Source organism: Novosphingobium sp. BL-S-20, from assembly GCF_055521635.1.
Genome location: NZ_CM145494.1, coordinates 2,911,081 through 2,924,205 on the forward strand (window position 1 = coordinate 2,911,081; position 13,125 = coordinate 2,924,205).

Consider the following 13,125-nt stretch of genomic DNA (forward strand, 5'->3'; position numbering starts at 1 on the left):
GTTCTCGCATGGCAGAGCTGATCATTCGCCGGGGCCTTGAGGAACCGGATACCTCGGGCACGTTCGTCCCCCACAAGCCCGCGCGTCCCGACAAGTCGATGCCGGGCAGGCCGTTCAAGGTCGTTTCCGAATACGAGCCGAACGGCGACCAGCCGACCGCCATCGCCGACCTCGTCTCCACGGCGGGCGAAGGCGAGAAGACGCAAGTGCTGCTGGGCGTCACCGGTTCGGGCAAGACCTTCACGATGGCCAAGGTGATCGAGGAACTGCAACGCCCGGCGCTGATCCTGGCGCCGAACAAGATTCTCGCCGCGCAGCTCTATGCCGAGATGAAGGATTTCTTCCCCGAGAACGCGGTCGAGTACTTCGTCTCCTACTACGACTATTACCAGCCCGAGGCCTATGTCGCCCGGTCGGACACTTACATCGAGAAGGAAAGCTCGGTGAACGAGGCGATCGACCGCATGCGCCACTCGGCGACGCGCGCGCTGCTGGAGCGGGACGACGTGATCATCGTCGCCTCGGTCTCGTGCCTCTATGGCATCGGTTCGGTCGAGACCTACTCGGCGATGATCTTCGACCTCAAGACCGGCGACACGCAGGACCAGCGCGAGATCATCCGCAAGCTCGTCGCGCTCCAGTACAAACGCAACGATGCGGCGTTCACGCGCGGCACCTTCCGTGTGCGCGGGGACAATCTGGAACTGTTTCCCAGCCACCTTGAGGATACCGCCTGGCGCATCTCGTTCTTCGGGGACGAGATCGAGGAGATCGCCGAGTTCGATCCGCTCACCGGCAAGAAAGGTTCCGCGCTCGAAAAGGTGCGGGTCTATGCGAACTCGCACTACGTCACGCCCGGCCCGACGATGAAGCAGGCGAGCGAGGCGATCCGCTTCGAACTGACCGAGCGGCTGAAGGAACTGGAAGCCGAAGGCCGCCTACTCGAAGCCCAGCGGCTGGAGCAGCGCACCAATTTCGACCTCGAAATGATCGCCGCCACCGGAAGCTGCGCGGGGATCGAGAACTATTCGCGCTTCCTCACCGGCCGCCTGCCGGGCGAACCGCCGCCGACTTTGTTCGAATATCTGCCGGACAATGCGCTGTTATTTGTGGACGAAAGCCACCAGACGGTGCCGCAGATCGGCGCGATGTCGAAGGGCGACCACCGCCGCAAGATCACGCTGGCCGAATACGGCTTCCGCTTGCCGAGCTGCATCGACAACCGCCCGCTGCGCTTCAACGAGTGGGACGCGATGCGCCCGCAGACCATCGCCGTCTCTGCCACGCCCGGCCACTGGGAGATGGACGAAGCGGGCGGCGTCTTTGCCGAACAGGTGATCCGCCCTACCGGCCTGATCGACCCGCCCGTGGAAATCCGCCCGGTCGAGGACCAGGTGCAGGACTGCATCGTGGAGTGCAAGGCGGTGGCCGAAAAGGGCTACCGTACCCTCGTCACCACCCTCACCAAGCGCATGGCCGAGGACCTCACCGAGTTCATGCACGAGGCCGGGGTGCGCGTGCGCTACATGCACAGCGATGTCGAGACGCTGGAGCGCATCGAGCTGATCCGCGATCTGCGCATGGGCGTCTACGACGTGCTGGTGGGCATCAACCTCTTGCGCGAGGGCCTCGACATTCCCGAGTGCGGCCTCGTCTGCATCCTCGATGCCGACAAGGAAGGCTTCCTGCGCAGCGAGACTTCGCTGATCCAGACCATCGGCCGCGCCGCGCGCAACGTCGATGGCCGCGTGATCCTCTATGCCGACCGCATGACCGGGTCGATGGAACGCGCCATTGCCGAAACCGACCGCCGCCGCGCCAAGCAGGAAGAATATAACGCCGAGCACGGCATCACCCCGCAGACGATCAAGCGCCGCATCGCCGACATCGTCGCGGACACCGCCAGCCGCGACGGGGTGCTGGTGGACATCGATGCGGAAGGGCAGAACAACCTCGTCGGCCACAATCTGCGCGCCTACATCGAGGAACTCGAACAGAAGATGCGCAATGCCGCCGCCGACCTCGAATTCGAGGAAGCCGGCCGCCTGCGCGACGAAATCCGGCGCCTCGAAGCCAGCGAACTCGGCATTCCCGACGATCACAAGAAAGCGCCGATCGTCGGGCGCAGCAACGAGGGCAAGCCGGGGACGCGCAAGACCCGCTATGGCAAGTCCCAGAAGAAGCGGTGGGGCAGTTAGCGAGCTACCAGCCCCCTCCCGTCGTCCCCGCGACGGCGGGGACCCCGCTTCTTCTCTTGGCCAAAAGCGCGAAGTTGCAAAAGCAAAGCGGGACCCCCCGCCTTCGCGGGGGCGACGGAATGAATGAGCGCAGCGATCTTCCCGAATTCGATCATCGCCCATCAAGTCGCGATGGTCCCAGCTTATCGAACAGCTGCAAAAGAAAATGCCCGAGACCTGTCGAAACGGGCCTCGGGCAAGTGTCAGGATGGCTTGTCGCCGATCCCTCGGGTCGCGAATCCGTTGTGAACCCGTTTCGGATCAGGGGCATACCACGTTCATGGTATTTCGCGTCGAGCCACGCTTCATAACAGTACTTGTTAAGCACTCTTCATGGCTCCATGACTGGGTTCGTGGGCAAAAGTGGGGACGAATCCGAAACGGAGCGGCTGGCCGCCCTGTTCGCTCGCGCACCTTTCGAGGAGGCGGGCTGGGACCGGGCGCTGAAGGCGCTGGCGAGCATGACCGGCTCCTCGCGGGCGCAACTGCTCGCGCTGGGCGATCGCCACACGGCCTTCAACTGGGTCACGGACGGCGACGAGATATTTCTCTCCGAATTCGAAGCGATTGGCGGCTATCGCCCCGATGTGAACTACCGCGTCGCTGCCACGAGGGCGCCGCTCGAACTGTCCTGGGAAGTGCACTACGCCGCCGCGCGCGCCGTCTCCACCAATGAGGCCTACCTCGACTATGTGCGGCGGCACGAGGCGGAGTTCGGGGTGCAGATGGTGCTGAGCCAGCGGCCCGGCGTGATGTTCGGCCTTGCCGCCCTCCACGGCGGCAGCGACGGCGCGACCACCGAAGTCCAGCGCGAGGTGTTCCGGCGGATCGGCCCCACCGTGCTTGACGCCATCCGGCTCCAGGATTCCATCGAGCACCAGGGCGCCGCCTTGCTGCAAGGCTCGCTCGAATCGATCAGCAGCGCGGCGATCCTGCTCGATGCAGTGGGCAAGGTCTGCGGCATGACCTCGGCGGCGCAGGCCCTGCTCGGACGCACGACACTCCAGGTCCGATCCGGTGCGCTCCACGCGGTGCGGCAGGATATCGACCTCACGCTCCAGAGCCGCATCGCCGCCGCGCTCGACGGTTCGGGCGTCGGCCCTGCCGACCTCTGGCTGCGGACCGAGGACACGCTCATCCTCCTCGACGTGCGCACCCTGCCCCGTCACGACTGGACCTTCGGCTTCGCCCCCCGTGCCATCGTCACCTTGCGCACGCCGCTCGCCCCCGGTCTCGTCCCGGCCTGGCGACTGGCGGAGGCGATGAGGCTGACCGGCGCCGAAGCCGAAGTCGTCGCCTTGCTCGCACAGGGACACTCCCGCAAGACCGTCGCGCAGATGCGCGGCGTCAGCGTCCAGACGGTGGTGGCGCAGCTTCGCACGATATTCCAGAAATGCGGCGTCAATCGCGAAGCGGAACTCGTGGCCATCGCCCGAACCGTCATCGAAATGGCTTCCCGCTAGGATAGATATCGGCGCGCTTTCTATCATGCGTCTGCCGCAATCGTCGGGTTTTACTTTGCACTGGATTCCTCGCGCGCAGAGGCCGACTGGCGCTGCAAAGGTCAGACAGAAAGGATGAGGTTGCCCATGCGTATCGAGAGTCCCGAACTCCGTTCGAAAATCATGCCTGCGGAGGAAGCCGCGCGCCTGATCGCCAGCGGCACCGCCGTAGGCATGAGCGGATTCACCGGCTCGGGCTATCCCAAGGCCGTTCCCCTCGCCCTCGCCGCCCATATCGAGGCCGAGCACGCCGCCGGACGCGGCTTCAAGGTGCGCATGTGGACCGGCGCCTCGACCGGCCCCGAACTCGACGGCGCGCTGGCCAAGGCCGACGGCATCGAATTCCGCCTGCCCTACAATTCCGACCCCATCGCCCGCGAACGCATCAACAAGGGCGAGATGAACTACTTCGACATGCACCTCAGCCAGGTGGCGCCGATGGCCTGGCAGGGCTTCCTCGGCCCGCTCGATACGGCGGTGATCGAAGTAGCCGGCATCCGCGCCGACGGCAGCCTGATCCCCTCCTCCTCGGTGGGCAACAACAAGACCTGGCTGGACCGCGCCTCCAAAGTGATCCTCGAAGTGAACGCGTGGCAGAACGAGGCACTGGAGGGGATGCACGACATCTACTACGGCACCGCCCTGCCGCCCAGCCGCGTGCCGATCCCGCTGGTGAAGCCCGACGACCGCATCGGTGAACCCTATCTCAAGGTCGATCCCGCCAAAGTCGTCGCCGTCGTCGAGACCGACCGTCCGGACCGCAACGCCCCGTTCAGCCCGCCGGACGAAAAGGCCAAGGCGATCGCCGGGCACATCCTCGAATTCCTCAGCCACGAAGTGAAGCTGGGCCGCCTGCCCTCCGCGCTGCTGCCGATCCAGTCGGGCGTGGGCAATATCGCCAATGCCGTGCTGACCGGCCTGGTCGATGCGCCGTTCGACAGCCTGACTTCCTATACCGAAGTGATCCAGGACGGCATGCTGGACCTGCTGGATTCGGGCAAGCTGCGCATGGCTTCGGCCACTGCCTTCTCGCTCAGCCCCGAGGCCGCCGCGCGCGTCAATGCGGACATGCACCGCTACCGCGACAAGATGATCCTGCGCCCGCAGGAAATCTCCAACCACCCGGAACTGATCCGCCGCCTCGGCTGCATCGCCATGAACGGGCTGATCGAGGCGGACATATACGGCGCGGTGAACTCCACCCACGTCATGGGCTCGCGCATCCAGAACGGCATCGGCGGTTCGGGCGACTTCGCGCGCAATGCCTATATCTCGATCTTCATGACGCCCTCCACGGCGAAGGGCGGCAAGATCTCGGCCATCGTGCCGCAGGCGAGCCATGTCGACCACATCAACCAGGACGTGCAGGTGATCGTCACCGAGCAGGGCCTGGCCGACCTTCGCGGCCTCAGCCCCAAGGAGCGCGCCCAGGTCATCATCGCCAATTGCGCGCACCCGGACTATCGCCCGCTGCTGGAAGACTACTACGCCCGCGCGCTGAAGGGCTCCTACGGCCTCCAGTCGCCCTCGCTGCCGGGCGAGGCGCTGTCCTGGCACCAGCGCTTCATCGAGACGGGTTCGATGCTGCCCTGACGAACGAGATTTCGGACGGCACCCCCGCGCCGTCCGAGCCTGACCTGCCCTGCCTTCCGAATGGTTCAACCCATGGCCAATCCCCGGAAGGCAGGACGGGCCAGGCACCATCTTTTGCCCTTGTCGTATACTATCTTCCGGTTCTACCTACCGCCCCTGTCGTCCGTTCGGACGCATCGACAAAAGGGGTCGTTCCTTCCATGCGCAAAGTTTCGCTGGCCTGTCTGGCCATGGTGCTCGCCGCCACTTCCTTCCCGGCTTTCGCGGCCGACAAGCCCGCCGCCGAAAACGCCGAAGCGAAGAAGGGCGACGAAGTCCCCCTCCTGCCCGCGCCCAAGTCGATCAAGCAGAGCGCGGTGATCGGCGGCAAGACCGTCAACTACGTCGCCACCGTCGGCGCGCTGCCGATCAAGGACGAGAAGGGCAAGACCATCGGCGAGGTGGTCTATACCGCCTATACTGTCCCCGGCGCCCCCACTTCGCGCCCCGTGACCTTCGCCTTCAACGGCGGCCCCGGCGCGGCCTCGGTCTACCTGAACCTGGGCGCCATCGGCCCCAAGCGCGTGCAGTTCGGCGCCCAGGGTGATGCCCCATCCGACCCGGCAGTGCTGCACGACAACCCGAATTCGTGGCTGGACTTCACCGACCTCGTGTTCATCGATCCGATCGGCACCGGCTTCTCGCGCAGCCGCGTCGATGCCGAGGCGACCAAGAAGGCGTTCTACACCTCCGAGAACGACATCAAGTACCTCAGCCGCATCGTCTACGACTGGCTGAACGCCAACGGCCGCCTGACCAGCCGCAAGTACTTGGCGGGCGAAAGCTACGGCGGCTACCGCGTGCCGCGCCTTGCCTATTACCTCCAGACCCAGATGGGCGTGGGCATCAACGGCATGACACTGGTCTCGCCCTACCTCGACCCGCCCGCCATCGGCGACGACGACGCGCTTTCGCCGCTGCCCTGGATGCTCAACCTGCCCGCCATGGCCGCCGGTCACTTCGAGCGTCAGGGCAATCTGAGCGAGGCCACCATGGCCCCGGTCGAACAGTACCTGAAGACCGAATTCGTCGCCGACTTCCTCGCCGGTCCCAGGGACAAGGCCGCAACCGACCGCCTTTCCGCCAAAGTCGCCGAGATCACCGGCCTCGACCCGGCGCTCGTGCGCCGCATGGACGGCCGCGTCGATATCGGCACCTACTTGCGCGAAATCCGCCGCGACCAGGGCCTGATCGGCTCGGTCTACGATTCGAATTTCACCTCGTTCGACCCGTTCCCGGCCAGCGCCCGCCCGCAGTACGGCGACCCGCTGCTGACCACGCTGATCGCGCCGACCACTTCGGCCATGGTCGATTTCGTGACGCGTCAGGTCGGCTGGAAGGTCGACGCGCGCTACAACGCACTGTCCTACGACGTGAACAACGCCTGGGACCGCGACAACACCGACACGCCGGTGAAGGACTTGCGGCAGGCGATCTCGATCGACCCGAAGATGACCGTCGACATCGTCCACGGCTGGGACGATCTTTCGTGCCCCTACTTCGGTTCGCGCCTGATCGTCTCGCAGATGCCGGAATTCGGCCGCCCCGACCGCGTGCACCTGCACATGTATCCGGGCGGGCACATGTTCTACTCGCGCACCGACAGCGGCGCGGCCCTGCGCCGCGACATCCTGGAAAGCTACCGCGCGGGGGCTTGAGGGACGTTCTGACAATCGCCGTCCCAAGCCAGCTCGGGACGGCGATTACTCAGGCATCCACTTCGGCATAGTGGCTGGGCGGCTGGATCACTTCCATCCGCTCGCTCAGCAGCGGCCGGAACGAGGGCCGCGACTTCATCACCAGATACCAGCCGCGCGCCTGCTCGTGGCTCGACCAGTCGAGACCGCCGAGATAGTCCGCCACCGAGATCTGCGCGGCGGCGGCGAGGTCGGCGAGCGTCATCGTCGCGCCCGCCAGCCAGGGCCGGTTGTCGATCAGATAATCGATGTAGTCGAGATAGTCGTGCGCCAGCTTCATCGATTCGCGCAGGATCTTCGCGTCCGGCGACTGGCGCAGAACGAGGCGCTTCTTCATCCGCTCATGGAGCAGCGGGCCGGATACGTCGTTGAAGAAGTTCTCGTCGAACATCGCGATCAGACGGCGGATTTCGGCGCGCTGGACGGCGGTGCCGCTGATCTGCGGATTGCGATCGACGGTTTCCTCGAAATATTCGCAGATCGCGCGGCTATCGACGATCACCGTGCCGCGCTCGGTCTCGCGCACGACCGGAGTGCGGCCTGCCGGGTTCATCTCGAACAGCCGGTCCTCGCCTTCCCAGGGCCGCGCGGTCTGGAGTTCGTAGGCGATGCCCTTTTCGGCCATGAGCAGCCGGACCTTGCGGCTGAAGGGGCAGAGCGGAAACTGGAAGATGTGCCACATGGCGTTTTCGAATGCCAAACCTGCCCGCAAGCGTCCACCCGAACCGCAAGACCCGTTCCCGGCAGGGGGCGAAACGCGTGGATAAGTCGCGGTTGCTGGCCCTATTCGGCAGAGCCAGCGACAGGACAGCTATAGGCAGCCTTGTAGCTCTGCCCCCAACACCGCAGCAGCGCATCGAGAACGTGAAGGTTCATCGGCCAGCGCATTTTTGCCGGCTTTCCATCGGGTCCCGTCATCGTCGCCAGTTCGGCAGGTTCCGGAAGCAGGGAGAGTTTGCGCCGGACCTCCTCCAATCCGGAACGGTCGCCGCGCAAAAATGCAATGCTACCATCGACGTACAAGTTCCAGCCCCAGGCCGCATCCTGGGCGGCAGGATGGCGTGCCTTGTCGAAGAGTGCGGCTGCCGTTTCATAGTCACCCGTCTGGGCGAGAAGCTGACCCTCGTGCCAGTAGAGTGTAGTGCTCGTCGAACGGTGCGCCTCGCGCCAGCGTCTGATCAGGCTGGCAGCGTCCCGGTCACACCCTTTCTCTTCCAGAACCCGCCAGCCACCTTCGAGGTCCTGATCGAACTTCTGTTCATCGAGGGTGAGCATCGCATCCAGGTCGTAAGCGCATGCGGTGGGCTGCGGTGATACGGAAGCTAGAACCAGAGCAAGAGCGGCAAGCATTTTCCTTGATCCTCCACTTACGAAACGAATGCGCTGTCTATTTTCAACTTATCCCCGCGAGAGCAGGAACACCGCATGCTCGGCGCGGAAGTTGGCCGCTGCCGGGCTGCATTGCCGGTCGCCGGAGAGGAACCACGCGCCTTCTACCGCGATCCCGCGGCTTGCCACGAGTTCGCGGAAGTCGTTCACGGTGAGGTGGTGGATGTTCGGCGTCTCGTACCAGGCGACCGGCAGCAGGCGCGTCACCGGCATCCGCCCGCGCCAGAGCAGCGAGAGCCGGACCCGCCAGTGGGCGAAATTCGGAAAGCTCACGAAAGCCCGGCGGCCGATGCGCAGCAGTTCTTCGAGCACGAGGTCCGGCCGCATCGTCGTCTGGAGCGTCTGCGAGAGGATCGCATAGTCCACCGACTGGTCCGGGTAAAACGCGAGGTCCTTGTCGGCATCGCCCTGAATCACCGACAGCCCCTTGCCGACGCAGAGGCCGACATTGGCGGAATCGAGTTCCATGCCGCGGGCGTCGCAGCGCTTGTCGTCGCGCAGGGCCTGCATCAGCGTACCGTCGCCGCAGCCGACGTCGAGCACGCGGGCGCCCGGCGCGACGTTCGCCGCGATCACCGCAAGGTCCGGGCGCAGCAGGCTCATCAGTCCTGTTCCAGGATCGCCGCGAACGGCCCGGACAGCTTTTCCATCAGCCGGTCGGGGCGCGACAGCGGCGTGAAGCCCAGCCTGGCGTAGACGCCGTGGGCATCCTTGGTGGCAAGGCCGAAGCGGCGCACGCCGGCATATTCGGGATGCTCGACGAACCACTGCGCCAGCCGGGTACCGAGGCCCTGCCCGCGCACGCTTTCGTCCACCCAGACGTCAGCGAGCCAGGCGAAGCTGGCGCGGTCGGAGATCACGCGGGCAAAACCGACGAGGGTGCCGTCCGCAAGGTAAGCGCTGAGGCAGTGCGACCCGGCGATCTGGCGTTCGACCTGTTCGCGCGCGATCCCCGGTGTCCAGTAGCTCGACGCCAGCCAGCCGTGGATGCGCGCGATATCCAGCCGCGAAACATCGTCGGACAGTTCGATTTCGAGCATTTTAGTAACCTTCTCCAAGAAATCCTGCGACCACGCGGTCGAGCGCGGGCACGTCGAGCAGGAATGAGTCGTGCCCGAACGGGGCGGACAGTTCGACGAAGCTCACCGGCAGCCCGGCGGCATTGAGGGCGTGGACCACGTTCCGCGAATCCGCCGTGGGGTAGAGCCAGTCGGTATCGAAGCTGACGAGGCAGAAGCGCGCCCTCGACTTGGCGAAAGCATTGGCGAGCAAGCCGCCATGCTCTTCGGCAAGGTCGAAATAGTCCATCGCGCGGGTGATGTAGAGGTACGAGTTCGCATCGAAGCGGTCGGTGAAGGCCAGCCCCTGATAGCGCAGATAGGACTCGATCTGGAAATCGGCGTCGAAGCCGAAGGTCTTTTCCTCGCGGTCCTGCAGGCGGCGGCCGAACTTTTCGGTGAGGCCCGCTTCCGACAGGTAGGTGATGTGCGCGGCCATGCGCGCGACGGAGAGACCTTTTTCCGGCCCCTTGCCATGCGCGTAATAGTCGCCGTCGCGCCATTCGGGATCGGCCATGATCGACTGGCGGCCCACTTCGTGAAACGCGATGTTCTGGGCCGAGTGGCGCGCGGTGGAGGCGATCACCAGCGCCGCGCGGGTGCGGTCGGCGAAGTTGGCGGCAAGGCTCAGCGCCTGCATCCCGCCCATCGATCCGCCGACGACGGCATAGAGGCTTTCGATCCCCAGCGCGTCCAGCAAGGCGACGTGGCCGCGCACCATGTCGCGGATGGTGATGACCGGGAAGCGCATGCCCCAGGGCTTGCCGTCTTCCGCGAGGCTGGCCGGGCCGGTGGAGCCCATGCACGAGCCGATGACATTGGCGCAAATCACGAAGAAACGGTCGGTGTCGATCGGCTTGCCGGGTCCGACCATGCGCACCCACCAGCCGGGCTTGCCCGTCTTGGGGTGGTTGGAGACGACGTGATGGTCCCCGGTCAGCGCGTGACAGATCAGGATCGCATTGTCCTTCGCCGCATTGAGCGTGCCGTGCGTTTCGTAGGCGATGCGGACATCGGCCAGGCTCTGCCCGCCGTCGAGCGGAAGCGGGCGGGCGAGGCTGAGAACCTGGGTGGCGTCGGTGATCGGCGTAGACATGATGCTGACGTGGAGGTGGGGGAGCGCCTGCCCGCTGTCAATTGTTCTGGCCGGTTTGAAAAAGTGCGCGGGGGCGCATTTTCGTTTCGCGTGGCATGCCACCACCTCCCAGCCCCGCTCAGGCTGAGCTTGTCGAAGCCCCCGGAAGCGTGGCGCTGAACTCCCATCCTTCGACAAGCTCAGGATGAGCGGGGTGGGGAGGAAGGAGCACTTTCAACAAGCCCTGCCAACCCAAATCCCGTCGTCCCCGCGAAGTTGGGGACCCCGCCTTCACGGGGGCGACGGGTAATGTTCGGCGATAGAGGTCCGCGCGATACGCAGCATTGCGATGGACAACGCACCGGCACCCGACACATCCGACCTCGCCCGCCCAAATCGCCCCCTGTGCATATGCCCCATGCTGAGCTAAGTCCGCCCATCATGACCGACAGCCAGACGATCTCCTCTCGCCAAGCCCCGCAGCCCAAGCCGTGGATCGACGCGATCCATGCCTATGTTCCGGGCAAGTCGAAAGGCAAGGACGGCAGGCCGCTCATAAAGCTCTCGGCCAACGAGAATCCGCTCGGCACCAGCGAGGCCGCGCTGGAGGCCCGCGCACAGGCGCCCGCGCTCTATCCTGATCCCGACAGCACCGCCCTGCGCACGGCGATCGCCGCAAAGTACGGCCTCGACGCCGCGCGCGTGGTCATGGGCACCGGCTCGGACGAACTGCTCAACCTCGCCGCGCAGGGCTATGCTGGCCTTGGCGACGAAGTGATCTACGTGCGCTACGGCTTCTCGGTCTATGACATCGCCGCCCGCCGCTGCGGCGCGACGCCGGTCGTCGCGCCCGATGCCGACTACGGCACCGATGTCGATGCGCTGCTGGCGCTGGTGAGCGAAAAGACCCGCGTGGTCTTCGTCGCCAACCCCAACAACCCCACCGGCTCGTACCTGCCGGGCGGCGAGATCGCGCGTCTCCACGCGGGCCTGCCGTCCGACGTGCTGCTGGTGCTCGACCAGGCCTACGGCGAATATGTCGCCGCCGAGGACGACGACGGATCGCTGTTGCTGGCCGCCGCGCACGACAACGTGCTGGTGACGCGCACTTTCTCCAAGATCTTCGGCCTCGCGGGCGAGCGCATCGGCTGGGCCACCGGCGCGCCGGGCATCGTCGCCACGCTCAACCGCATTCGCGGCCCCTTCAACGTCTCCGCCACCGGACAGGCCATGGCCCTCGCCGCGCTGGGCGACACGGCTTTCGTCGAGGCCAGCCGCGTCCACAACCGCGACGAGCGCGCCCGCTTCGCCTGCAAGCTGGAGGCGCTGGGCAACCACGGGTTGCGCCCGCTGCCGAGCCAGGCGAACTTCGTGCTGGTGCTGTTCGAAGGCGCCCTCACCGCCGAGACCGCCTTCGACGGCCTCGCCGAGCGCGGCTATATCGTCCGCTGGCTGCCGGGTCAGGGCCTGCCGCAGGCGCTGCGCATCACCATCGGCAAGCCCGAGGACATGGACGTGATCGCCGCAGCCCTGCGCGAAATGGCGGAAGCCGCGCAATGAGCCCTGCAGTGAGCTTCACCAACGTCGCGATCATCGGCCTCGGCCTTCAGGGCGGCTCCATCGGGCTCGCCGTGCAGGAATGCCTGCCCGGCACTCGGACCACCGGCTACGACCTCAGCCCCGCCCACCGCGCCCGTGCCGCCGAGCGCGGCCTCGTCCATCAGGTCTGCGAGACCCCCGCCGAGGCCGTGCAGAACGCCGACCTCGTGATCTTCTGCGTGCCGCCCGGCGTCATGGGCCTCGCCGCCGAACAAGTGCGCGATGCCCTGCCCGCCCATGCCCTCGTCAGCGATGTCGGCTCCAGCAAGCAGGCGATCTCGAAGGCGCTGGGCGAGGCCCTGCCGGACCACATGGTGATCCCCGCCCACCCGGTCGCGGGCACGGAGAACTCCGGCCCGGACGCCGGTTTCGGGCATCTCTTCCGCAACCGCTGGTGCATCGTCACCCCGGAGACGCGGACCGACCTCGTCAAGCTGAGCGAACTCGTCGGCTTCTGGGAAGCGCTGGGCGCCAATGTCGAGATCATGACGCCCGAGCACCACGACCTCGTGCTCGCCGTCACCAGCCATGTGCCGCACCTGATCGCCTATACGATCGTCGGCACCGCCTCCGACCTGGAGGACGTGACCCAGGGCGAAGTCATCAAGTATTCGGCGGGCGGCTTCCGCGACTTCACCCGCATCGCCGCCTCCGACCCGACGATGTGGCGCGACGTGTTCCTGTCCAACAAGGACGCGGTGCTGACGATGCTCCAGCGCTTCACCGAAGACCTCACCGCCCTGCAACGCGCGATCCGCGTGGGCGACGGGCAGGCGCTGTTCGACCAGTTCACCCGCACCCGCGCGATCCGCCGCTCGATCATTGAGGAAGGCCAGGACGATTCCCGCCCCGACTTCGGGCGCGGCGATCACGAGGCGGGATCGGAAGCGGCGGAGTAGTGCAAGCGCCGCTATCCGCTGATCCGCGCACTCCCTC

The 13,125-nt window shown here is 65.9% G+C and carries 11 protein-coding genes; 6 read left to right on the forward strand and 5 right to left on the reverse strand.

Annotated elements, in window-relative coordinates:
* Nucleotides 1-8 precede the first annotated feature (8 nt).
* The 4 genes from uvrB (at nt 9) to ACZ1II_RS21420 (ending at nt 7,029) form a co-directional block, all read left to right on the forward strand.
* Nucleotides 9-2,198, forward strand: a complete 2,190-nt coding sequence (gene uvrB, locus ACZ1II_RS21405; protein WP_465145579.1) for an excinuclease ABC subunit UvrB — start codon at nt 9-11, stop codon at nt 2,196-2,198.
* 380 nt (nt 2,199-2,578) lie between these two features.
* Nucleotides 2,579-3,700, forward strand: coding sequence for a helix-turn-helix transcriptional regulator (locus ACZ1II_RS21410; RefSeq protein WP_465145580.1), 1,122 nt, complete (start codon nt 2,579-2,581; stop codon nt 3,698-3,700).
* A 126-nt stretch (nt 3,701-3,826) separates the two neighbouring features.
* The gene (locus ACZ1II_RS21415) at nt 3,827-5,332 is read left to right on the forward strand and encodes an acetyl-CoA hydrolase/transferase family protein (RefSeq protein WP_465145581.1); all 1,506 of its coding nucleotides are present in this window, start codon (nt 3,827-3,829) and stop codon (nt 5,330-5,332) included.
* 200 nt (nt 5,333-5,532) lie between these two features.
* The gene (locus tag ACZ1II_RS21420) at nt 5,533-7,029 is read left to right on the forward strand and encodes a S10 family peptidase (protein ID WP_465145582.1); all 1,497 of its coding nucleotides are present in this window, start codon (nt 5,533-5,535) and stop codon (nt 7,027-7,029) included.
* Between the two features lie 49 nt (nt 7,030-7,078).
* On the opposite strand, the gene ACZ1II_RS21425 is transcribed toward ACZ1II_RS21420, so the two are convergent.
* The 5 genes from ACZ1II_RS21425 to metX all read right to left on the reverse strand — a co-directional run bounded on the left by ACZ1II_RS21425 (nt 7,079) and on the right by metX (nt 10,611).
* Complete coding sequence (locus ACZ1II_RS21425; RefSeq protein WP_334181720.1) at nt 7,079-7,750, reverse strand: glutathione S-transferase family protein; 672 nt, start codon at nt 7,748-7,750, stop codon at nt 7,079-7,081.
* A gap of 101 nt (nt 7,751-7,851) precedes the next feature.
* Nucleotides 7,852-8,418: a hypothetical protein gene (locus tag ACZ1II_RS21430; RefSeq protein ID WP_465145583.1), complete on the reverse strand. Its 567-nt coding sequence runs from the start codon at nt 8,416-8,418 to the stop codon at nt 7,852-7,854.
* Nucleotides 8,419-8,466: 48 nt separating this feature from the next.
* On the reverse strand, nt 8,467-9,060 hold the full coding sequence (gene metW, locus ACZ1II_RS21435; RefSeq protein WP_465145584.1) for a methionine biosynthesis protein MetW: 594 nt from the start codon (nt 9,058-9,060) through the stop codon (nt 8,467-8,469).
* Nucleotides 9,060-9,497 carry a GNAT family N-acetyltransferase gene (locus ACZ1II_RS21440; RefSeq protein ID WP_465145585.1) on the reverse strand — a complete coding sequence of 146 codons (438 nt, stop codon included), beginning with the start codon at nt 9,495-9,497 and terminating at the stop codon, nt 9,060-9,062. Before ACZ1II_RS21440 ends, metW begins: the two co-directional genes overlap by 1 nt.
* A gap of 1 nt (nt 9,498) precedes the next feature.
* Nucleotides 9,499-10,611: a homoserine O-acetyltransferase MetX gene (metX, locus tag ACZ1II_RS21445; RefSeq protein WP_465145586.1), complete on the reverse strand. Its 1,113-nt coding sequence runs from the start codon at nt 10,609-10,611 to the stop codon at nt 9,499-9,501.
* A 420-nt stretch (nt 10,612-11,031) separates the two neighbouring features.
* Between metX and hisC the strand changes: the two genes are divergently transcribed.
* Nucleotides 11,032-12,150 carry a histidinol-phosphate transaminase gene (gene hisC, locus ACZ1II_RS21450; protein WP_465145587.1) on the forward strand — a complete coding sequence of 373 codons (1,119 nt, stop codon included), beginning with the start codon at nt 11,032-11,034 and terminating at the stop codon, nt 12,148-12,150.
* An 8-nt stretch (nt 12,151-12,158) separates the two neighbouring features.
* Nucleotides 12,159-13,088 carry a prephenate/arogenate dehydrogenase family protein gene (locus ACZ1II_RS21455; RefSeq protein ID WP_465147359.1) on the forward strand — a complete coding sequence of 310 codons (930 nt, stop codon included), beginning with the start codon at nt 12,159-12,161 and terminating at the stop codon, nt 13,086-13,088.
* Nucleotides 13,089-13,125: the final 37 nt, after the last annotated feature.

Coding starts and splice junctions, on each gene's coding strand:
- uvrB (WP_465145579.1), top strand. CDS start 9: ATGGCAGAGCTGATCATTCGCCGGGGCCTTGAGGAACCGGATACCTCG.
- ACZ1II_RS21410 (WP_465145580.1), top strand. CDS start 2,579: ATGACTGGGTTCGTGGGCAAAAGTGGGGACGAATCCGAAACGGAGCGG.
- ACZ1II_RS21415 (WP_465145581.1), top strand. CDS start 3,827: ATGCGTATCGAGAGTCCCGAACTCCGTTCGAAAATCATGCCTGCGGAG.
- ACZ1II_RS21420 (WP_465145582.1), top strand. CDS start 5,533: ATGCGCAAAGTTTCGCTGGCCTGTCTGGCCATGGTGCTCGCCGCCACT.
- ACZ1II_RS21425 (WP_334181720.1), bottom strand. CDS start 7,750: ATGTGGCACATCTTCCAGTTTCCGCTCTGCCCCTTCAGCCGCAAGGTC.
- ACZ1II_RS21430 (WP_465145583.1), bottom strand. CDS start 8,418: ATGCTTGCCGCTCTTGCTCTGGTTCTAGCTTCCGTATCACCGCAGCCC.
- metW (WP_465145584.1), bottom strand. CDS start 9,060: ATGAGCCTGCTGCGCCCGGACCTTGCGGTGATCGCGGCGAACGTCGCG.
- ACZ1II_RS21440 (WP_465145585.1), bottom strand. CDS start 9,497: ATGCTCGAAATCGAACTGTCCGACGATGTTTCGCGGCTGGATATCGCG.
- metX (WP_465145586.1), bottom strand. CDS start 10,611: ATGTCTACGCCGATCACCGACGCCACCCAGGTTCTCAGCCTCGCCCGC.
- hisC (WP_465145587.1), top strand. CDS start 11,032: ATGACCGACAGCCAGACGATCTCCTCTCGCCAAGCCCCGCAGCCCAAG.